The following is a 17,823-nucleotide window of genomic DNA, read 5'->3' as shown; positions in this document are numbered from 1 at the left end:
CAACGACCTCCGAGGCAAGTGCCCCACCTGTCACGCAATGACACGAGGTGAGACGAATGCATCCTACCGGCACCACAACACCGAAACCAGACCCCAATCCTGAGGCCTGCGTCCCGTACCCGCACCGGATCGGGTTCGTCCAGCCACACAAGCACGGCATCGTCCTCGGCCACGAACGCGAGTACACCGCCCTCACCAAGTGGGTGCGCGCAGTGGCCCCCCGCCGGGCCGCGAAACCGGTGGCGCTGGTGGCCGAAGCCCTCGCCTCGAACGCCCACAAACACACCCGCTCGGGGGACCCAGGCGGAACCGTACGCGTCGTGGTCGACACCAACCCGTTCCTCATCGGCATCGCCGTCACCGACAACGGCCCCCGCCGGGACACCGTCATCCCCTACCCCCGGCTGGGGGAGCCCCGCCTCGCCCCGCTCCCGGGCCTACACCTGGTCGACCAGCTCGCCCTGTACTGGGAATGGGACTGGGAGTGGAAGGGCACCGCCATGGGCCCCCTCACCATCCGCGCGGTGGTGGAGAACCCGTGAAGTGGAACCCCGACCACGACCGGGCCCAGCAGGAGACCGCCGACGCCCTCACCCTCCACCACGCCCCGCACTGGTGGGTGATGTGGTCCTACTCCCTACGAGTGTGGGTGGCGTTCTACCTGGGCCCCGCCACCGTGACCCCGCTCCGGCACCCACACCCCGACCAGCTCTCCCAGCACATGCGGCACGTGACCCGCCGGGTCGCCGCTGGCCGCTCCCCCTGAAAAGACCCCGCCGGGCCCCGACCTCCCGCTCAGACACGCACAGGATCCCCGATGAGCTGGCACATTACCCACACCGACGTCGACGGCCACCCGGCGGTGAGCTTCCAACGCCCCTGGGAAAGCGTCCCCACCACCCTGCGCGCCTTGGACCCCGACCGGGTACACGCCGACCTCCAAGCCCTGGAACTCATCGAGCAGACCAACCCCGGCTGGTACGCCGGATTCCTGCACCGCAACGTCCCCGTCACCCACCTGGACGGCCTGTGGGCCCAACACCCCGGCGACGTCCTGGTGCAAGCGGGCACCGCCGACGCACTGGCCGGCCTCATCACAGCGGCCCGGCTCGAACACGGCTTGCAGGGAGGAACGAACGGTGACCAGCCAGTCGAAGCTCTCCCCGGCCAGTGACGGCACCCCGCTCATGCGCCCCTACACCGTGATGACTCGAACCTGATGAAAGGCGTCATGACCCAGCACAGTCCCCCGTGACCGCTGCCCTGGCGGCGAGAGCCGCCCCGGCGCCCTGCTGGTCTCCCCCGTCGAGCTGGCCGATGTGGTCAAGTCGCACGCCGTGGTGACAGCCGAAGTCAGCGTAGACCTCTCCTTGGAGAGGACGCGAAGGTTCCTCACCGTCTGGTCCGCGGTAGCTCCCCGCTGGCGATGGGACGGCGGGCGTCTTGTATATTCAAAGCGGACAAAGGTGGACTTCGGCCCAATGGGTGCAATATGTGTGACTATGGGCACTTAGTGCGCCCTGGGGTTTTCGGACGTCCTAAAATCAGGATAAGATTCTACTGATTGCGTCACCTTATGTGTGCGTGAACTTGAAACTTATACACCCAAGGACACTCTAAATAACTGAAACCCCGTCGATGAACACGACGAAGCCCGGCCATGTGGGTCCAAGGACTCCACATGACCGGAGCAGGGTAATAGGGTTGTGGAGAATTCGCGCACTCGCGACCCCAGCCCTAAAAACCCCCTAAGCGGCGGGAAGCATGCATCGGTTGAGAGCCTGTAATGCTCCCGCTGGGCCTCCGAGGGGAGACGACGACGTTAGTCGTCGTCCCCTCGGAGTGCACCCTCGTCGCCCGAGTCCGATCCCGAACCTCCACCGAACATATATTCGATGAACGCCCGGCTCGCCTGGCGCACGAGGACTTCGGCGAACAAGCGCATCCAGTTGGTTCCCTCGCGTTCCTCTCCATCGCGCTTCTTGCGCGATTTCCTCTTCTTCTCGGGTTCCTCGGCCACGGCCATCCTCCTGCGTGCCACCGATGTCAAACATCGGGGGAGGTCGATCCCCCCGCGGGAAGGGATCGCTCGTCATCGCCCAGTCGGCTGATCACATTCGCCGATCACGAAAGTAGGTCCGATTTGGTGTACTTCGTCAGCATTTGACACTCCGTGCGTGCTTGAAGGGCCTCCCTTGCGTATGAGCGGTGATTTCCACTATCGGCTTACAGTCCGTGTCCTCGCGTACTAGAATATTGCACGCGAACTGTGTTTACCGGACCATCCTAGAGCTATCAGGCGTTCCCCGGGCGACTTTCGTTCCTCGGGCACCTGCGTCTGCCGACGTCCTGGATATCACAAATCGCGACCTTGCAGATACGGCCGACGATACACCCAAGAGAGGACAGTCCATGATCGCTGATCGCGGACCTGTGGTGCATCAGGCGCTGCTCATTCGCCGCCTCGTCCAGCTCCGCCGCGAACGAAGTCTGACGCAAGAGGACGTAGCGAGCCGGATGGAGTGCTCTCACGCCAAAATCATGCGGTATGAGGGCGGAAGCCAGGTTCTTCCGAAAGCCGAACTCGATGCCCTATTGAGCATATACGGGGTCGCCAACACCCCAACCGGTCGAGAATTGCAGTCAATCGGACAAAAAGCCCGACAGAAGCCATGGTGGCACCCGCTGCGGCATGTGATGAATCCCGGATACAGGCGATTCGCCGGTTTTGAGATGGGTGCCGATCGCATCTGCCAGTATCAGCCACTGGTGGTTCCCGGCCTCCTCCAGACCCGTGACTATGCTCACTCGCTTTGTTCCGCAACGTCGGCCAAGGCGGACGTCGAGGACCTGGTCGCCGTCCGCATGGGACGCCAAGGGGTGGTCATGGCACGCAGCCCTGCACCGCAACGAACCTTCGTGCTCGACGAAGGGGTCATCAGGCGCCCGGTCGGTCATCCGGCCAACCCCGGACTCATGGTGCGCCAGCTGCACCACCTCATGGACCTGGCCTCGGCGGTGAGCATCCGCATCGTCCCCGAATACGTGGGACTCCACTTCGGGCTCGATGGCGGCTTCACGCTCCTGGGCTTCAGCTCCGAACTGCCCGACGTGCTTTACACCGAGCACCGGGGAGATGGTGTGCTGTCGGATAAAGAAAACTATGTCAGAAAATATGACAAAGAATTCGATCACATAGCAACCGAACTCGCACTGAACTCTGAAGAATCACTCGAAATGATAGAAAGCTACGCAAAGAACGGGCGCGCCGCCTAAAAGCGACGAGACCTATCCCCGCCTGCGAATTTCTGCTGTAGACCCGGCTGTTTCGATGGTTTGATTCCGGGAGTGGATTTATACTTGACTCTCGCGCACGGGTTGGCGCGCACCGCCACCAGTGGTGCGACCCGGCCTGGACGGCGTCCCCCACACCGAGGAGAGCAAGAACATGACCGAACGCAGCATCGGCTGGATCACTAGCAGTTACTCAGATGGCAACCAGTGCGTGGAGGTCGGACACACCACGCACGGCTCCCAGGTCAGGGACTCCAAGGACCCGAAGGGTGCGAACTTGCGCTTTTCGCCCCAGGAGTGGTCGGCGCTAGTCGACGCGTCAACCCCCCGTTAGCTGTCAAGAACAACTCTCCTTGTTCCGAGCAGCTCCCGACTGAAAACACTGCATCCCGCTTCGGTGGGTCAGCGAACAACTCCCCGCACATGCGGGGGCGGCCCCAATCAGAATGCCGACGCGATTCGTTTTGCGCCGTGCTCCCCGCGCACGCGGGGATGGGCCCGCGTTACCAAAATTCACCCGGGGCTGCTCCCTGTTTCCCACATGAGCGGGAATGGGCCCCACGCGGCATCGGTGCGTACCCGCCGGCCCCTGTGCTCCCCGTGTCGTGGGGATGAATCGAACCCTCACCTCCCCCGGCGGGTATTCCTCCATGCACGGGTACACCACCTTCGTGGAGGATGCTTCCTCGAACCCGGACGACCGTGACGACCGCGCGTGGCTCGCCACCCTCCTGGGCGAAGTCGGACCCGAAGGCACACACCTGATCGCTGACCTCCTCGGGATCGACCTCGACCACCCGTGACGCCGAAGCCCGACCGCGCACCAGCGGCAGTCCTCTCCGCTACGTCAGCTCGAATCGGAGTATCGCGCTGTCGTCAGTGCCTTCCACCCACTCGATGACGACGTTGTCGAACTACGCTGTCCCACCGACCTCCTGGAGGAGCACGCCTCCTGTGATCGCGCCGCCCTCTGGGGCGATCGTCGTGAACTTCATCGTTTCGTTCGTGGACGGTTCGGCCGTCCCGAGGTCGTCGGTTCCGAACTCCGGGTCGGCCCCGGCCGGGATCAGTTCGACTGTCACGGCGTCGAGTCCGAGATCCGGGTCGAGCTCGAACTCGGCCACCCCGGTCACCCCCACCTCGCCTTCGCCGTCTGTGCGGGCGTCCAGGTCGGTGCCGTCCGCCGGCGCAACTGGGGAGGGAGAGGGCGAGGCGCCGGGCGAGACCGAGGCGGGTGGTGAGGTGCCGGCTTGCGGGTTCTCCACGGACGGGTCGCAGCCGACCAGGGTCAGCGCGGCGACGGCCGCCAGGAGGGCGCCGACGGTGGTCGGGCGGGGCGGGGTGCGCGTCTGCACGGGGCTCCAGAAAAGGTGGCACTGACTGTTGCCCAGGCGGCCCTCCTCGTTCATGTGCGGCCCCGGGTTGAGGGGAACGCGAAACTCGCCCACCGAACACACGCTCGAAACCAGTGCACTTATCGGAGGTCGGCATTCCGTGGGAGGGCGGTTCACACAGCCGAACGGGCAGCCTCCGCCTCCCCCACCGGAACACTCGTTCAGGCGAAGCGGTGCGCGAGGAGCCGGCAGCAGTTGTACGCCGCCCAGGTGATGCCGGGGACGGCGTCCTCCTGCATCTGTTCCAGGGAGCCGGGGCCCCGCGCGATGGAGAAGGCCGCGGTGATGCCCGAGCGGCGCAGGTCCTCGGGGGACACCGAGACCCTGCCCGCGATCACCACGACGGGGCGGTCCGCGGGGGTGAGGCGGCGTACCGCGTCGACGACCTTCCCCGACAGGGACTGGCTGTCGAAGGACCCCTCCCCGGTGAGGACGAGGTCGGCCCGGGAGAGCAGTTCCTCGGCGCCCAGGACCTCGGCGACCATCCGGGAGCCGGGAACGGCCTCGGTGCCCAGGAGCGCCGTCAGCCCCGCGGGCAGGCCGCCGGCGGCTCCCATGCCCGGGAGGTCGCGGACGTCGGTCCCGGAGGCCTCGGCGAGCACGTCGGCCAGGCGGCGCAGTCCCGCGTCCAGGACGCGCACGTCGTCGGGGGTGGCGCCCTTCTGCGGCCCGAAGACGGCAGCCGCGCCCCTGTCGCCGACCAGGGGGTTGGTGACGTCGCAGGCGATCCGCCAGCGCACCCGGCGGGCGCGGGGGTCGAGTCCGTCGAGGTCCACGCGGTCGAGGCCGGTGAGGCTCCCTCCCCCGTCGGGGAGTTCGGAGCCGTCCGCGTGGAGGAACCGCGCACCCAGCGCGGAGAGGAGGCCGGTCCCCCCGTCGGTGGTGGCGGAGCCGCCGATGCACAGGAGGATCTCCTCCACGCCCGCGTCCAGCAGCGACGTCACCAGGGGGCCGATACCCCGGGTGCTGGCGGTGAGGGGTCGCAGGGGGACGTCGGAGACCGCGGGCAGGCCGTTGGCCTCGGCGGCCTCGACGATGCCGGTCAGGTGGTCGGGGGAGAGTCCGTACCTGGCCCGGACGGGCCTGCCGAGGGCGTCGGTGGTCTCGACGGCCAGCGCGGTGGTGCCCCAGGCGCCGAGCAGGGCGTCGAGGGTGCCCTCGCCGCCGTCGGCGAAGGGCAGGGTATCGACCCTCACCCGTGTGCCGTGGTCGTCGAAGGCGTCCTGGACGCCCCGGGCCATCGCGGCCGCCACCTCCACGGCGCCCGCGCTCCCCTTGAAGGAGTCCGGGATGATGGCGACGCGGAGGGGGGCGGCCTCGTCGTGTGTGCGAAACGCTGTGGGCATGGTGGAGAGCCTAGGCACATCACGGGTGCGGTTCGACGGTGATCCGCCCAGTCTTCCCGGCTCTTCGGGCGAGCGTTGTGTGCGAACCGCCCACCGCGTCGCACGCGTACAGGGCCATTTGGAGCGTGGTCAGGTGGTCGGCCCGGCGGATGTCCAGTCCCGTCACGGACCGGATCCGCGCCACCCGCTGGAGCAGGGTGTTGCGGTGCACGTACACGGAGTCCGCCGCGGCCTGCATCGAGGTCGTCGAGGCCACCGCGGCGACCGTGCTCCGCTGTGCTCCGTTGAGTTCGAGCGCCAGTCCGGCCAGGCGGTCGAGGGAGCGCGGGGGCAGGTGGGCGACGGCGACCGCGATCGTCCGCGACCACGGGGGGCCGCCCGCCGTGTCGGGGATCAGCCCGGCGTACCGGCACAGGGCCCGCGCCTCCTCCGCGTGGGCGAGGAGGACGGTGACGTCGTCGGTGGGGGCGGTGGCGGTGTGGCGGCCCTCCACCGGCAGGCCCGGGGCGTGCGGGGCGGGGGCGGCGCCGGAGCCGACCAGCCAGAGGGCACCGTGCAGCACGGCGGCCCGGAGCCCGGCGTCGGCGTTGATCCGGGCCACGGCCGTCTCCGCGAGGTCGGGGGGCGCGGCGGAGCCGTCCGGGCGCGGGGCGGGCGCCGCCCACAGTGCCAGCGACCAGGGCGGGGCGAGCCCGGCGGCGGACAGCCGTGCGCGGGCGTCGCCGGGGCGGGCGGTACCCGAGCCGAGGGCGGCGATCAGGTCGCGGGCCTCGGTGTGGCGCCGCGTGGCCGCGTCCTGTTCGTGTTCCTGGGCGATGAGGAGCTGGACGGTCAGCGCGACGACCCTGGCCAGCGGGGCGACCTCGTGCGGGTCTCCGGTCACCCCGACGACCCCGCGCAGCTCGCCGTCGACCATGAGGGGTTCGTTGGCGCCGGGCCGGTCGGCGGTACCCGGTTCGGGTGCCGTCACGAGCACGCCTCGCCTGCGCGCGATCACTTTCTGCGCCCCCCGGTGGAGGGTGCCCCGCCGGTCGGGGTCGAGGCAGGCGATGATGGTGCCGTGCTCGTCCATCACGTTGATGTTGTGGCTGATCGTCGGTGCGATCAGGTCGACCACGCGCTGGGCGAGGTCACCGCTCAGCGGTGGCCGACGCGCTCGTTCGGCCATGGGGCACAGGATAGGCGCAGGTCGCGCGGGACGGGAGTGGCGGGTGCGCACCCCTTTCCCTCTCCCGCCGCTCGGGCGCGTACCGGAGGGGAAGCGCCCCTCCCCCGGCGCGGGGGCAGCCGCCGGGCGAGGTGGGCGGCTCCGGTGCCCGGGTCACAGGACCGCGTCCACCGCGGCCTGCATCCTGCGGCGCAGCGCGGCGCTGTCCGGTCTCTTGGTACACACCTCGATGACCCGCAGGCCCTCCCCCAGAAGGGCCTTGGGCAGGTCGGTGGCCCACTCCAGGCGCGTGTACGGCAGGTCGGCGACGGCCGCCACCCGCTCCATCGACACCCCGTGCGGCGTGCCGAACACCCTCTCGAAGTCGGGGTGCCCCGCCTGCTCCAGGCCGGAGAAGATCCCGCCGCCGTCGTTGTTGACCACCACGACGGCCAGGTCCGGCCGGGGCTCCCCCGGCCCGATGATCAGTCCGTTCTGGTCGTGCAGCAGTGCCAGGTCGCCCAGGAGGGCGTAGGCCTGGCCGCCGCCCTCGCTCTGGTGGGCCAGCGCGGCGCCGACGGCGGTGGAGACGGTGCCGTCGATCCCGCTCACGCCCCGGTTGCCGACCAGGCGCACGCCGCAGCGCGCCCGCATGGTGGCGTCCAGGTCGCGGATGGGCATGCTCGACCCGGCGAACAGCAGCGAACCCGCTGACAGGTGCGAGACGAGGTCGCGGGCGAGCCTGGGCTCGCTGAGCGCCTCGTCCTCGTCCAGCACCGCGTCCAGGGCACCGCGCGCGGCGGCCTCGGCTCTCAGCCACCCCCGGGACCAGTCCGTGCTCTGCACGGTGTGGAAGTCCGAGCCGGTCGGGGGTGCGACCGCAGCGACCACGTCGGTGGCGGTGCGGGCCGGGTCGGAGAACGCGTTGGCCAGGCTCCCGGCGGGGTCGCCCACGGCTCCGGACGTGACGACCACGTGCCGTTCGGCCCGGCGCAGGAACGCCAGGATCTGGCGGGACAGGTTGGGCCGCCCCACGCTCACCACCAGTTCCGGCGCGTACTCGGAGACGAAGCGGGGTGAGGCCAGGAGCTGGCGGTAGGTGGACACCGCGCCCGCCCGCCGCGCGTTGGAGGTGGGCTCGGCCAGGAGGGGCCACCCGGTCAGCTCGGCCAGGGCCAGGTAGGGCACCGGGTCGTAGTCGCCGTCACCGCACACGATCACGCCGCGCTCCGCGGCGGGCAGCACGAACGGCGCCGGTTCGGCGGGGGGTCCGGGCCGGTTGATCCACGGCCGGCGCCCCGGGCGCCCCTCCAGGGGCTCGGGCCACCGCGTGCCGTTGTCGTCGGGGGTCAGGGGTTCACGGAAGGCCACGTTGAGGTGGACCGGCCCGGGTCTGCCCCCCACCGCCGACCCCCAGGCGCGGCAGGCCAGGGAGCGCCAGTAGGCGACCATTCCGGGTACCGGGTCGGGGGTGCCCACCTCGGCGAACATGCGCACGGCGCCGCCGTACAGGCCGATCTGGTCCACTGTCTGGTTGGCACCGGTGCCCCGCAGCTCCGGCGGCCGGTCGGCCGTCATCACCAGTAGGGGGACCGCGCTCTCGTCGGCCTCCATCACGGCCGGGTGGAGGTTGGCGGCCGCCGTACCGGAGGTGCACACCACCGCCACCGGGCGCCGGGACGCACGGGCGAGCCCGAGCGCCAGGAACGACGCGGAGCGCTCGTCGACGCGCACGTGCACGCGGATTCCGGGGTGGGAGACCAGGGCGAGCGCGAGCGGTGTCGAGCGCGACCCCGGCGCGACGACGGCCTCGACCAGGCCGCCTCGGGCCAGCTCGTCGACGAGGACCCGCGCCAGGGCGGTAGACGGATTCATCAACTCTCTCGATCGTCTCAAGGTGTACCAAGTATCGCCGCGTGGACTCGTCCCCCCCAGTCAACCCCCACCAAGGCCGGAGGTCGAACGAATCCCGCTGTTGTTCCCGGCACATCCGCACAAAACGCGCCGGTACCCGACGCGTCGGAGCCCCCGCCCCGGGGCGGATGTGCCGGGTCCGGGGCTACCCGGTGCCGGGGTCCTCGTCCGCGGCGGCCCGGGCCGCGGCGGCCCGGGTACGCCACCCGGCGGGGTCGACCTCCACCGCGCGCAGGCTCTCCTCGTCCACCGCCACCGGACGGACCGGCAAGAACCCCTCCTGAGGCAGCAGCGGACGGTCGGTGACGTCGGCGGTGAGCATCTGCCTGGTGGCGAGCCCGCAGGCGTGGTGCAGGTCCGGCAGCGCGGCGGCCAGGGCCACACCGGCCGCGAGTCCGACCGAGGTCTCCACGGCGCTGGAGACCACCACGGGCAGACCGCACGCCTCGGCCACCCGCAGCGCGGCCCGTACCCCGCCCAGGGGCGCGACCTTGAGCACCACGATGTCGGCCGCACCTGCGGCCCTGACCCTCAGCGGGTCCTCGGCGCGCCTGATCGACTCGTCGGCGGCCACCGGGACGTCGACCCGGCGGCGCACCCGGGCCAGTTCCTCCAGGGTCGCGCACGGCTGTTCGACGTACTCCAGCCCGAACCGGTCCAGGGCCCGGACCATACGCACCGCCGTGTCCACGTCCCAGGCGCCGTTGGCGTCCACACGCACCTTGCCGGACGGCCCGAGGGCGTCGCGGACGGCCTCGACCCGGGCCAGGTCCTGGGCAGGGTCCTGCCCCTTCTCGGCGACCTTGACCTTGGCGGTGGCGCAGCCGCCCGCGACAACGATCGCGTGGGCCCGCTCGGGGCCCAGCGCGGGCACGGTCACGTTGACCGGCACCCGGTCGCGGACCGGCTCCGGCCATCCGAGGTGGGCGGCCTCGTGACAGGCCGCCCACCAGCGGGAGGACTCGCGCGGACCGTACTCGGCGAAGGGCGAGAACTCGCCCCACCCGGCGGGCCCGCGCACGAGCATGCCCTCGCGGACGGTGATGCCGCGGAAGCGGTCGCGCAGGCCGACGGCGAAGGCGCGCCCGGCGGCGGACGCGCCCTCCGGGTCGGACCCGACGGAGGATGTCACGGGCGGCGCGGGAACTTGTCGAACTCCGGACGCCGCTTCTCCTTGAACGCGTCCCGGCCCTCCTGGGCCTCCTCGCTCATGTAGTAGAGCATGGTGGCGTCACCGGCGAACTGCTGCATCCCGGCGGCGCCGTCGCTGACGGCGTTGATGGCGCCCTTGAGCATGCGCAGCGCCAGAGGGGACTTCTCCAGGAGCTCGCGGGCCCAGGCGACGGTCTCCTTCTCCAGGTTCTCCAGCGGGACCACGGTGTTGATCATGCCCATGTCCAGCGCCTCCTGGGCGCTGTACTGGCGGCACAGGTACCAGATCTCACGGGCCTTCTTGAGACCGACGGTCTCGGCGAGCAGCCACGAGCCGTAGCCGCCGTCGAACGAGCCGACCTTGGGGCCGGTCTGGCCGAACTTGGCGTTGTCGGCGGCGATGGTCAGGTCGCAGCAGACCTGGAGCACGTTGCCGCCGCCGATGGACCAGCCGGCGACCATGCAGATGACCGGCTTGGGCAGGCGGCGGATCTGCACCTGGAGGTCGAGGACGTTGAGCCGGCCGATGCCCTGGCGGGCCACGGCGTCGTCGCCGATGTAGCCGTCGTCACCGCGGATCTTCTGGTCACCGCCGGAGCAGAACGCCTGGTCGCCGGCGCCGGTGAAGATGATCACGCCGACCTCGGAGTCGTCGCGGGCGATGCTGAACGCCTGCTGGAGCTCGAACAGAGTCTGGGGCCGGAAGGCGTTGTGCCGCTCAGGGCGGTTGATCGTGATCTTGGCGATGCCCTCCGCGGTCTCGTAGGTGATGTCGGAATACTCGCCCGACCGCTGCCAGTCGATCACGCTGCTCACGGCTGCTACTTCTCCTCACGGGGACACTGGGTACGACGCGGACGTGCCCGCGCGGCGGCCACGTCCAAGCGTCAACCCTACGCATTCTGCCAGGCGAGCCGGGACGAACAGGCACGCACCCGGCCGCCCTGCCCCCGGGGCGGCCGGACCTGCGGGGCTGCGCGCCGGCTGCGCGGACCCGCGCCCGGACTTCGCGGAGCCCGTGGGCGCGGTGGCGGCGGGCGGGCGTACCCTGGCGGGCGTGGCACGCGAGAATCAGGTCGACACCCAGGTCCAGGTCCCCCCGTCCGAGGAGGGCCGCCCCCTCCAGGCGGTCCGCGGGCTGGCACCGGAACGTTTCGGGGACCTGCTGGCCCGTGCCCTGGACGGCGAGGGACCCGCGCTGCTGCCGATCCCCGCGGGCACCCCCGACGCCCGGGTCCGCGACCTGCTCGCCGCGATGCGCCCGGCGTCCCTGCGCGGCCCGGACGGGGTGAGCGCGCTCGACGGCTCCGCCCCCGCTCGCGCCGGCACGGCGCTGGTCGTCACCACGTCCGGTTCCACGGGCGCCCCCAAGGGGGTGGAGCTGTCCGCGCACGCGCTGCGCTCCTCCGCCCGCGCCTCGGTGGCGCGGATCGGCGCCGCCCCGGGGGACGCGTGGCTGTGCGTGCTGCCCGCCGGACACATCTCCGGTATCCAGGTGATGACGCGCGCCCTGGCGACGGGCGCCGAGGCGGTGCACGCCCCCTTCGACACGGACACGGTGCGGGAGCTGGCCGCGAAGCTGCGACCGCACGTGTCGCTGGTGCCCACGCAGCTGCGGCGGCTCCTGGCCGCGGGGGCCGACCTGTCCCTGTTCGGAACGGTCCTGCTCGGCGGGGCCGCCGCCGAACCCGCCCTGGTGGAGGCCGCGCGCGCGGCCGGCGCGCGGGTGGTGACCACCTACGGCATGAGCGAGACCTGCGGCGGATGCGTCTACGACGGCGTCCCCCTGGACGGCGTGCGGGTGCGGGTCGACTCCGAGGCCCCCGGCGAGCCGGGACCGGTCCTGCTGTCGGGGCCGATGCTGCTGAGCGGCTACCGGTTCGCCCCCGGCACCGCCGGCGACCCGGGTGCGCTGACCCGCGACGGCGACGGGCGGTCGTGGCTGCGCACCAGCGACCTGGGCCGCCTGGACGCGAAGGGGCGCCTGAGCGTGCTCGGGCGCGGGGACGAGGTGGTCAACACCGGTGGCCACAAGGTGGTCCCCGGTCAGGTCAACGCCCTGCTGATGGAGCACCCGGCGGTGGCGGAGTCGGTGGTCGTGGGCCGCCCGGACCCGGAGTGGGGCGAGCGGGTGAGCGCGGTCGTGGTGCCCGCCGACCCGGACGCGCCGCCGACGCTGGAGCAGCTGCGCTCGTGGGTGCGCGAGCGCCTGCCCTCCTACGCGGCGCCGCGCGAGCTGGACCTGCGGGGGTCCCTGCCGATGCTGGCCTCGGGCAAACCGGACCTGGTGGCGCTGCGCGGACCCGCGTCCTGAGGCCGGGGCCGTTACCGGCGCACTCCCCGCGCATGGGACCCTGGGCCCTTCGGGTGCCTTGTCCCGCTCCGCGTGGACTCGCGGAAGACGGGTGTGACCTGGGGGGTGTCCGCGCCGTCCTCCCACGGTGGCAGCACGTACGACCAGGGCCGTGGCCGGAAGGCGGGGAACTTCCGCGAGGTTCCCCGCGTCTACCTGAGTATCCGGTCCCTTCGGCCCCTCTCCCAAGGAGGTCCGCAGTTGGCGACAGCCATCGGCCCACTCGTCCGTGCCCCTGCACCCTCCCCGAGGCCCGGCCGGGAACCCGGCCCGCGACGCGGCCGCTTCCGAGCGGGTTCCATTACCCGCTGCGGCGCACGCTTCGCCACTTCCTGCCCAGTGATCTACGCCACTCCCGACGATATCCAATCGAGACAGGGAACATTTGACTCCCCGACACGTTGGACATATTGGCGCGTCCAGTCGGCGGGAACCCTCCGCCACGTGCCATACGTCTTGGAAGGGAGGGAGGTGCCCAGATGACGAGCACTGCCCTAGCCGCTTCGGCCCACGCCGCCGAGGACCCCGACAGCCCCGCTCCGAACGAGGACACGGCCGCCGACGCGGCCCTGACCGACCTGATCACCCGCGGACGTGCCCAGGGGCACCTGTCCCTCTCCGAACTGCGTACCGCTTTCACCGCGGCCGGAGTCTCCTCTGGGGACGGCCGATCCATCCTGCGTGAACTCACCGAGAACGGGGTCCGGCTCGCCAACGGGGGCGACGACTCCGCACTGGTGTCCGATCCTGACGCCGAGGACGACGTGCTGGAAAACACTCTCATCGCTACGGTGCCCGACACCGACGAGGCGCCCAAGGCCGCATCCGGCAAGAACGGGGCGCGCAAGGGCCCCGCCACCCGGAGGAAGGCCCGCACCACACGGCGCACCAAGAAGACCGAGACCACCCAGGCCACCACCGATCCGGAGACCGGTGAGGCCGACCTCGACGACCAGTCACCCGCCATGGGCGACTCGGTCCACACCTACCTCAAGGCCATCGGCCGGCGCCAGCTCCTCACCGCGGAGCAGGAGGTCGACCTGGCCAAGCGCGTCGAGGCCGGACTCTACGCCGAGTACCGGCTCGGCCTGCACGGGGACGTCGACGGTTCCGTCCCGATGGCCGAGACCGAGGCCGACGAGCTGGAGTGGGTGGCCGAGGACGGACGCAAGGCCAAGTCCCACATGCTGGAGGCCAACCTGCGCCTGGTGGTGTCGGTGGCCAAGAAGTACAGCGACCGCGGCATGTCCCTGCTGGACGTGGTCCAGGAGGGCAACCTCGGCCTGATCCGCGCCGTGGAGAAGTTCGACTACAGCAAGGGCTTCAAGTTCTCCACCTACGCCATGTGGTGGATCCGCCAGGCCATCCAGCGCGGCTTCGCCGACTCGGCCCGCACCATCCGCCTCCCCGTGCACGTCCTGGAGCTGCTCAGCAAGGTGAGCCGGCTGGAGCGCGAGATGCACCAGGCGATGGGCCGCGAGCCCACCCCCGAGGAGCTGGCGCTGGAGCTGGACAAGACCCCGGCCCAGATCGAGGAGCTGCTGCGGGTCACCCGCCAGCCGATCAGCCTCGACTCGACCATCGGCGAGGACGGCGAGACCCGCATCGGCGACCTCATCGAGGACATAGACGCCTCGGAGGCCTCCGAGGTGGTCGACCGCCAGCTCATGGCCGACCAGCTGCGCAACGCGCTCTCCGACCTGGAGCCGCGCGAGGCGACCATCATGTCCCTGCGGTTCGGCCTGATGGACGGCCGTCCGCGCACCCTGGACGAGATCGGCAAGCACCTGGGGCTGACCCGGGAGCGCATCCGCCAGCTGGAGAAGCAGTCGCTGTCCAAGCTGCGCCACCCCAGCCGCGCCCAGCAGCTGCTGGACTTCGCGAGCTAGACGCAGGGGCACGCGCGACGCCCACCGGGGCCGTCTCTCCCGCACGGGGGGGGCGGCCCCGGGTCGCGTGCGGCCTCAGGGATGTCCCTGACGTGTCCCTGGTATCCGTCCGCGGACACGGACAGACCCTCGGCGCGTGGGACCCTGCGCACATGACGAACAACCCCTCCCGTCACCAGGACGAGGTCGCCGCGGCTCTGCGGGCCGGCCGGGAGCTCGGACCCGAGTACGACGAGGCCCTGGCCGCGTCCCTGGTCGAACGCATCGACGACACCATCGAGGAGAGGGTCCGCCACCACGTCGCACGGCAGACCCCCGCCGCCCCCGCCAGAACCGGGATGCCCTCCAACACCGTGCGCTTCGTGCTCTCGCTGGTGTGCCTGGGAGTCAGCATCCCCATCACCGGCATCACCGCGGCCCTGGGCCCCACCGGGGCCCTGCCCCTGGTGTGGCTCGGACTGATCGCGTTCTACGTCGTGTCCGTGGTCGGCCTGCGCCGCTGAGGTCGCGAGGACACGGCGCACCGCAGGGCCGGGCCGCCACGGCGGCCCGTGCCGGAACGGCCGTGTCCGGGGGTCAGCGCCTCAGCGCCGCCCGCAGGATCTCCACCGCCTCGTCGTGGTCCAGGCCCACCCGGGTGATCACCTCGGCGTAGTCGCGTGCGGCCGCCAGCGCCTCGGCGCGCTGGTCGTCGCCGCCCGCGGCGACGAAGGTGCCCGAGCGCCCGCGGGTCTCGACCACCCCCGCCTGTTCGAGCTCCCGGTACGCGCGCGCGACCGTGTTCACCGCCACCGAGAGCTGGCCCGCAAGGGCGCGCACCGTCGGCAGCCGGTAGCCGACCGCGAGTTCGCCGTTGGCGGCCGCGATCGCCACGATCGACCTGATCTGCTCGTAGGGCGGTACCTTCGACATCGGATCGATGCGGATGAAATCCGCCATCTCCTACTGCGCTCCCCACGGTCGCCTACTGCGGTGTCCGTCCCCGAAGGGACCGAACACCAAACTACCGTGCGTGTCCCGACCCTCGACTGCGCACCAGGGGCTCGGACCTCACCCCACCAGGCGCGGCACCCGCTGGATCCCGTGCAGCCGGTGGGCCTCACGTGCGGTGAGCAGCGTCTCCGCCACCTCCGTGGCCTCGCGCACCTGCGGCCGGGCCAACCACTTGCGGCGGTGGATCCGGTCCTGGTACCCCTTGAGCCCCACCAGTGTCCGCTCCCTGGCGTAGGCTGCCCGCATCGCCTCGGTGAGCGCCTCGTCCAGGGCCACGCCCCGCCGGTGGACCTCGTCCACGGGCGCGTTCGTCCCCCTCACCGAGTCCAGGGCCTCCTGCGCCTCGGCCACCCCCCGCAGGAGCGCGGGCAGGCGGGCGGCCCGCTCCTCGTCGGCCTCCAGGCTCTCGCGTGCCTGTGTCGTGCTCTTCTTGGCCAGTCCCATGTGTGCACTCCGTACCCGCGTACCGTCGGTCGAGGCCACTCTAGAGGTGACGAAGATCATCTGGCGACCCGGGTCGCGCGTCGGTGGTGGCCCCTGTAGGCGCGATCTGCCACCTTGACGTCGCACACCCCCGAAAGGAACACCATGAGCAGGAACTACGCCGGACTCAGCCGTGAGCGCATCATCGTCGAGGCGCTCCACATCATCTCCGGGCGCGGGTTGGGCGGCCTGTCCATGCGGCGGCTGGGCGACGCTCTGGAAGTGGAGGCCATGGCCATCTACCACCACTTCCCCCTGGGCAAGGAACAGCTCTTCAACGCCATCGCCGCCTACGTCGCCTCCCCCGCCCCCCGCGGTTCCGCCCACGCGCACGAGGAGACCGCGGGCACCGACGCGACCGGGGACGAACAGGACGGACCGGAGGAGGAGCCCGTCGACACACGCCCCTGGGACGTCCGCCTGACCGACTGGGCCCACACCCACCGGGCGCGTATGCTCGCGTACTCCGGCGCGCTCTCCCTGCTGGTGCACCGCGCGCCGCGCACCCCCGACAGCGACGCCACCCGCACCCTCATGCACCGCGCCTTCACCGACGCCGGGCTGGCCGGCGACGACGTGGACCGCGCCGCCGACGCCCTCCACTCCTACTGCGTCGGCGCGGTCGTCCACCAGGTCCGCCACGCGGACGAGGAGGACGCCCCCGACGAGGCCGAGGCCGAGGCCCGTTTCCGCTTCGGGCTGCGCGCCCTCCTGCGGGGCCTCACCTGACCCGGGCCGGCGGCGTGCTCGGAACGGGAACCCCGGACGCCTCCCCCGCGTCTCCTCCTCAGGTGCCGGTACCCCTTACCCTTCTGACCACCGCCCGGCCACGGCACCACCGGCGCGGTACGGAGAGTCCACCATGGTCCTCAAACGCCTGCTCGCCGGTATCGGATTCGGCGGAGCCTCCGTCGAAACGGTTCTGGACTCCGCCGAGACCCATCCGGGCGGCGCCCTGCGGGGCACCGTCCACGTCGAGGCGGGCGATGTCGAGCAGCGGGTCGAACGGCTCACCGTCGGCCTCCAGGCCCGGGTCGAGACCGAGGTCGGCGACCACGAGGTCGACAGCGACATGGAGTTCCACCGGATCAGCCTGGGCGAGGGGACCGTCCTGGCCCCCGGGCAGCGCTTCCGGGTGCCCTTCGAGCTCCCCGTCCCGTGGGAGACCCCCCTCACCGTCCACCGGGGCCGTCACCTGCACCGGATGCACGTCGGGGTGAACACCCGCCTGCACGTGGCGGGCGCCGTCGACCCCGGCGACCTCGACCCCGTGGCCGTCGCACCGCTGGCCTCCCAGGCTGCGGTCCTCGACTCGCTGGCCGCCCTCGGGTTCACCTTCAAGCACGCCGACCTCGAACGGGGACGCCTCCCCCGCACCCGCCAGCGGCTCCCCTTCTACCAGGAGATCGAGTTCCGTGCGCCGGGCCGCTACCAGGGGCTGAACGAGTTGGAACTGTCCATGGTCACCGACGGGCACGGGTTCGACGCGGTACTGGAACTGGACAAGAAGCCCGGCCTGCTCTTCTCCGAGGGCCGTGACAGCTTCCACCACTTCAGCGTCGACCACCGCGACGGCGCGGGCCGCGACTGGTCGGACCACCTGCACCGGTGGATCGACTCGCTGGCCGGTCGGCGCAGCCTGCTCTGAGGCGCGGGGGCGTGCCCGACCCCGGGCGCGGCCCCTCCGGGCACACAGCCCGGGGCCCCGGGGGCCTCAGGCCCCCGGGGCCCGCTGCCGGACGCGTTCGGCGCGCAGGCGGCGGGCCTCGTCCGGGTCCAGGACCGGCGCCGCCGTGAGCAGCTGGCGCGTGTACTCGCTCTGCGGATCCCCGTAGATGCCGTCGCTGCTTCCCAGCTC

20 protein-coding genes are annotated in these 17,823 nt (G+C 71.2%); 11 read left to right on the top strand and 9 right to left on the bottom strand.

The window, feature by feature from the left end:
* Nucleotides 1-56 precede the first annotated feature (56 nt).
* The 3 genes from ACFWTE_RS23730 to ACFWTE_RS23720 are packed head-to-tail and all read left to right on the top strand — an operon-like array spanning nt 57 to nt 1,174.
* The gene (locus tag ACFWTE_RS23730) at nt 57-542 is read left to right on the top strand and encodes an ATP-binding protein (RefSeq protein ID WP_378782071.1); all 486 of its coding nucleotides are present in this window, start codon (nt 57-59) and stop codon (nt 540-542) included.
* The gene (locus ACFWTE_RS23725) at nt 539-766 is read left to right on the top strand and encodes a hypothetical protein (RefSeq protein WP_378782070.1); all 228 of its coding nucleotides are present in this window, start codon (nt 539-541) and stop codon (nt 764-766) included. The genes ACFWTE_RS23730 and ACFWTE_RS23725 overlap by 4 nt, the downstream gene beginning before the upstream one ends.
* Before the next feature lie 51 nt (nt 767-817).
* Nucleotides 818-1,174, top strand: a complete 357-nt coding sequence (locus ACFWTE_RS23720) for a hypothetical protein (protein ID WP_378782069.1) — start codon at nt 818-820, stop codon at nt 1,172-1,174.
* Nucleotides 1,175-1,822: 648 nt separating this feature from the next.
* Here ACFWTE_RS23720 and ACFWTE_RS23715 read toward each other — a convergent pair.
* On the bottom strand, nt 1,823-2,020 hold the full coding sequence (locus ACFWTE_RS23715; RefSeq protein ID WP_378782068.1) for a hypothetical protein: 198 nt from the start codon (nt 2,018-2,020) through the stop codon (nt 1,823-1,825).
* Between the two features lie 392 nt (nt 2,021-2,412).
* Here ACFWTE_RS23715 and ACFWTE_RS23710 point away from each other — a divergent pair, with 392 nt between their 5' ends.
* The 3 genes from ACFWTE_RS23710 to ACFWTE_RS23700 all read left to right on the top strand — a co-directional run bounded on the left by ACFWTE_RS23710 (nt 2,413) and on the right by ACFWTE_RS23700 (nt 4,097).
* Nucleotides 2,413-3,276 carry a helix-turn-helix domain-containing protein gene (locus ACFWTE_RS23710; protein WP_378782067.1) on the top strand — a complete coding sequence of 288 codons (864 nt, stop codon included), beginning with the start codon at nt 2,413-2,415 and terminating at the stop codon, nt 3,274-3,276.
* Between the two features lie 172 nt (nt 3,277-3,448).
* On the top strand, nt 3,449-3,628 hold the full coding sequence (locus tag ACFWTE_RS23705; RefSeq protein WP_378782066.1) for a DUF397 domain-containing protein: 180 nt from the start codon (nt 3,449-3,451) through the stop codon (nt 3,626-3,628).
* A 277-nt stretch (nt 3,629-3,905) separates the two neighbouring features.
* Nucleotides 3,906-4,097 (top strand): hypothetical protein, encoded by a 192-nt coding sequence (locus ACFWTE_RS23700; RefSeq protein ID WP_378782065.1) that lies wholly within the window; start codon nt 3,906-3,908, stop codon nt 4,095-4,097.
* Nucleotides 4,098-4,208: 111 nt separating this feature from the next.
* Here the strand turns inward: ACFWTE_RS23700 and ACFWTE_RS23695 are convergent, their stop codons facing one another.
* The 6 genes from ACFWTE_RS23695 to menB form a co-directional block, all read right to left on the bottom strand.
* The gene (locus ACFWTE_RS23695; protein WP_378782064.1) at nt 4,209-4,742 is read right to left on the bottom strand and encodes a hypothetical protein; all 534 of its coding nucleotides are present in this window, start codon (nt 4,740-4,742) and stop codon (nt 4,209-4,211) included.
* 107 nt (nt 4,743-4,849) lie between these two features.
* Nucleotides 4,850-6,034, bottom strand: a complete 1,185-nt coding sequence (locus ACFWTE_RS23690; protein WP_378782063.1) for a glycerate kinase — start codon at nt 6,032-6,034, stop codon at nt 4,850-4,852.
* A 19-nt stretch (nt 6,035-6,053) separates the two neighbouring features.
* On the bottom strand, nt 6,054-7,202 hold the full coding sequence (locus ACFWTE_RS23685; RefSeq protein ID WP_378782062.1) for a CdaR family transcriptional regulator: 1,149 nt from the start codon (nt 7,200-7,202) through the stop codon (nt 6,054-6,056).
* Nucleotides 7,203-7,355: 153 nt separating this feature from the next.
* On the bottom strand, nt 7,356-9,056 hold the full coding sequence (gene menD, locus ACFWTE_RS23680; RefSeq protein ID WP_378782061.1) for a 2-succinyl-5-enolpyruvyl-6-hydroxy-3-cyclohexene-1-carboxylic-acid synthase: 1,701 nt from the start codon (nt 9,054-9,056) through the stop codon (nt 7,356-7,358).
* A gap of 184 nt (nt 9,057-9,240) precedes the next feature.
* The gene (locus tag ACFWTE_RS23675) at nt 9,241-10,227 is read right to left on the bottom strand and encodes an o-succinylbenzoate synthase (protein ID WP_378782060.1); all 987 of its coding nucleotides are present in this window, start codon (nt 10,225-10,227) and stop codon (nt 9,241-9,243) included.
* Nucleotides 10,224-11,063: a 1,4-dihydroxy-2-naphthoyl-CoA synthase gene (menB, locus tag ACFWTE_RS23670; RefSeq protein ID WP_378782059.1), complete on the bottom strand. Its 840-nt coding sequence runs from the start codon at nt 11,061-11,063 to the stop codon at nt 10,224-10,226. Before menB ends, ACFWTE_RS23675 begins: the two co-directional genes overlap by 4 nt.
* Before the next feature lie 241 nt (nt 11,064-11,304).
* Between menB and ACFWTE_RS23665 the strand changes: the two genes are divergently transcribed.
* The 3 genes from ACFWTE_RS23665 to ACFWTE_RS23655 all read left to right on the top strand — a co-directional run bounded on the left by ACFWTE_RS23665 (nt 11,305) and on the right by ACFWTE_RS23655 (nt 14,992).
* Entirely contained in the window at nt 11,305-12,561 is a 1,257-nt protein-coding gene (locus tag ACFWTE_RS23665) for an AMP-binding protein (protein ID WP_378782058.1), read from the top strand.
* A 518-nt stretch (nt 12,562-13,079) separates the two neighbouring features.
* The gene (locus tag ACFWTE_RS23660) at nt 13,080-14,489 is read left to right on the top strand and encodes a sigma-70 family RNA polymerase sigma factor (RefSeq protein WP_378782057.1); all 1,410 of its coding nucleotides are present in this window, start codon (nt 13,080-13,082) and stop codon (nt 14,487-14,489) included.
* A 152-nt stretch (nt 14,490-14,641) separates the two neighbouring features.
* Nucleotides 14,642-14,992: a hypothetical protein gene (locus ACFWTE_RS23655; protein WP_378782056.1), complete on the top strand. Its 351-nt coding sequence runs from the start codon at nt 14,642-14,644 to the stop codon at nt 14,990-14,992.
* A 73-nt stretch (nt 14,993-15,065) separates the two neighbouring features.
* On the opposite strand, the gene ACFWTE_RS23650 is transcribed toward ACFWTE_RS23655, so the two are convergent.
* Nucleotides 15,066-15,428 carry a GntR family transcriptional regulator gene (locus tag ACFWTE_RS23650; RefSeq protein WP_378782055.1) on the bottom strand — a complete coding sequence of 121 codons (363 nt, stop codon included), beginning with the start codon at nt 15,426-15,428 and terminating at the stop codon, nt 15,066-15,068.
* Between the two features lie 111 nt (nt 15,429-15,539).
* On the bottom strand, nt 15,540-15,926 hold the full coding sequence (locus ACFWTE_RS23645; RefSeq protein ID WP_378782054.1) for a hypothetical protein: 387 nt from the start codon (nt 15,924-15,926) through the stop codon (nt 15,540-15,542).
* Nucleotides 15,927-16,070: 144 nt separating this feature from the next.
* On the opposite strand from ACFWTE_RS23645, the gene ACFWTE_RS23640 reads away from it, so the two are divergent.
* The gene (locus ACFWTE_RS23640) at nt 16,071-16,694 is read left to right on the top strand and encodes a helix-turn-helix domain-containing protein (protein ID WP_378782053.1); all 624 of its coding nucleotides are present in this window, start codon (nt 16,071-16,073) and stop codon (nt 16,692-16,694) included.
* A gap of 133 nt (nt 16,695-16,827) precedes the next feature.
* Nucleotides 16,828-17,613, top strand: coding sequence for a sporulation protein (locus tag ACFWTE_RS23635; RefSeq protein ID WP_378782052.1), 786 nt, complete (start codon nt 16,828-16,830; stop codon nt 17,611-17,613).
* Nucleotides 17,614-17,823 lie beyond the last annotated feature (210 nt).

The organism is Nocardiopsis sp. NPDC058631 (assembly GCF_042716955.1).
Lineage (GTDB): Bacteria > Actinomycetota > Actinomycetes > Streptosporangiales > Streptosporangiaceae > Nocardiopsis.
The sequence above is the reverse complement of the archived record's forward strand: the minus strand, read 5'-3'. Positions and strand labels throughout refer to the sequence as shown.

Coding starts and splice junctions, on each gene's coding strand:
- ACFWTE_RS23730 (WP_378782071.1), top strand. CDS start 57: ATGCATCCTACCGGCACCACAACACCGAAACCAGACCCCAATCCTGAG.
- ACFWTE_RS23720 (WP_378782069.1), top strand. CDS start 818: ATGAGCTGGCACATTACCCACACCGACGTCGACGGCCACCCGGCGGTG.
- ACFWTE_RS23710 (WP_378782067.1), top strand. CDS start 2,413: ATGATCGCTGATCGCGGACCTGTGGTGCATCAGGCGCTGCTCATTCGC.
- ACFWTE_RS23705 (WP_378782066.1), top strand. CDS start 3,449: ATGACCGAACGCAGCATCGGCTGGATCACTAGCAGTTACTCAGATGGC.
- ACFWTE_RS23700 (WP_378782065.1), top strand. CDS start 3,906: ATGAATCGAACCCTCACCTCCCCCGGCGGGTATTCCTCCATGCACGGG.
- ACFWTE_RS23690 (WP_378782063.1), bottom strand. CDS start 6,034: ATGCCCACAGCGTTTCGCACACACGACGAGGCCGCCCCCCTCCGCGTC.
- ACFWTE_RS23685 (WP_378782062.1), bottom strand. CDS start 7,202: ATGGCCGAACGAGCGCGTCGGCCACCGCTGAGCGGTGACCTCGCCCAG.
- menD (WP_378782061.1), bottom strand. CDS start 9,056: ATGAATCCGTCTACCGCCCTGGCGCGGGTCCTCGTCGACGAGCTGGCC.
- ACFWTE_RS23660 (WP_378782057.1), top strand. CDS start 13,080: ATGACGAGCACTGCCCTAGCCGCTTCGGCCCACGCCGCCGAGGACCCC.
- ACFWTE_RS23655 (WP_378782056.1), top strand. CDS start 14,642: ATGACGAACAACCCCTCCCGTCACCAGGACGAGGTCGCCGCGGCTCTG.
- ACFWTE_RS23650 (WP_378782055.1), bottom strand. CDS start 15,428: ATGGCGGATTTCATCCGCATCGATCCGATGTCGAAGGTACCGCCCTAC.
- ACFWTE_RS23645 (WP_378782054.1), bottom strand. CDS start 15,926: ATGGGACTGGCCAAGAAGAGCACGACACAGGCACGCGAGAGCCTGGAG.
- ACFWTE_RS23640 (WP_378782053.1), top strand. CDS start 16,071: ATGAGCAGGAACTACGCCGGACTCAGCCGTGAGCGCATCATCGTCGAG.
- ACFWTE_RS23635 (WP_378782052.1), top strand. CDS start 16,828: ATGGTCCTCAAACGCCTGCTCGCCGGTATCGGATTCGGCGGAGCCTCC.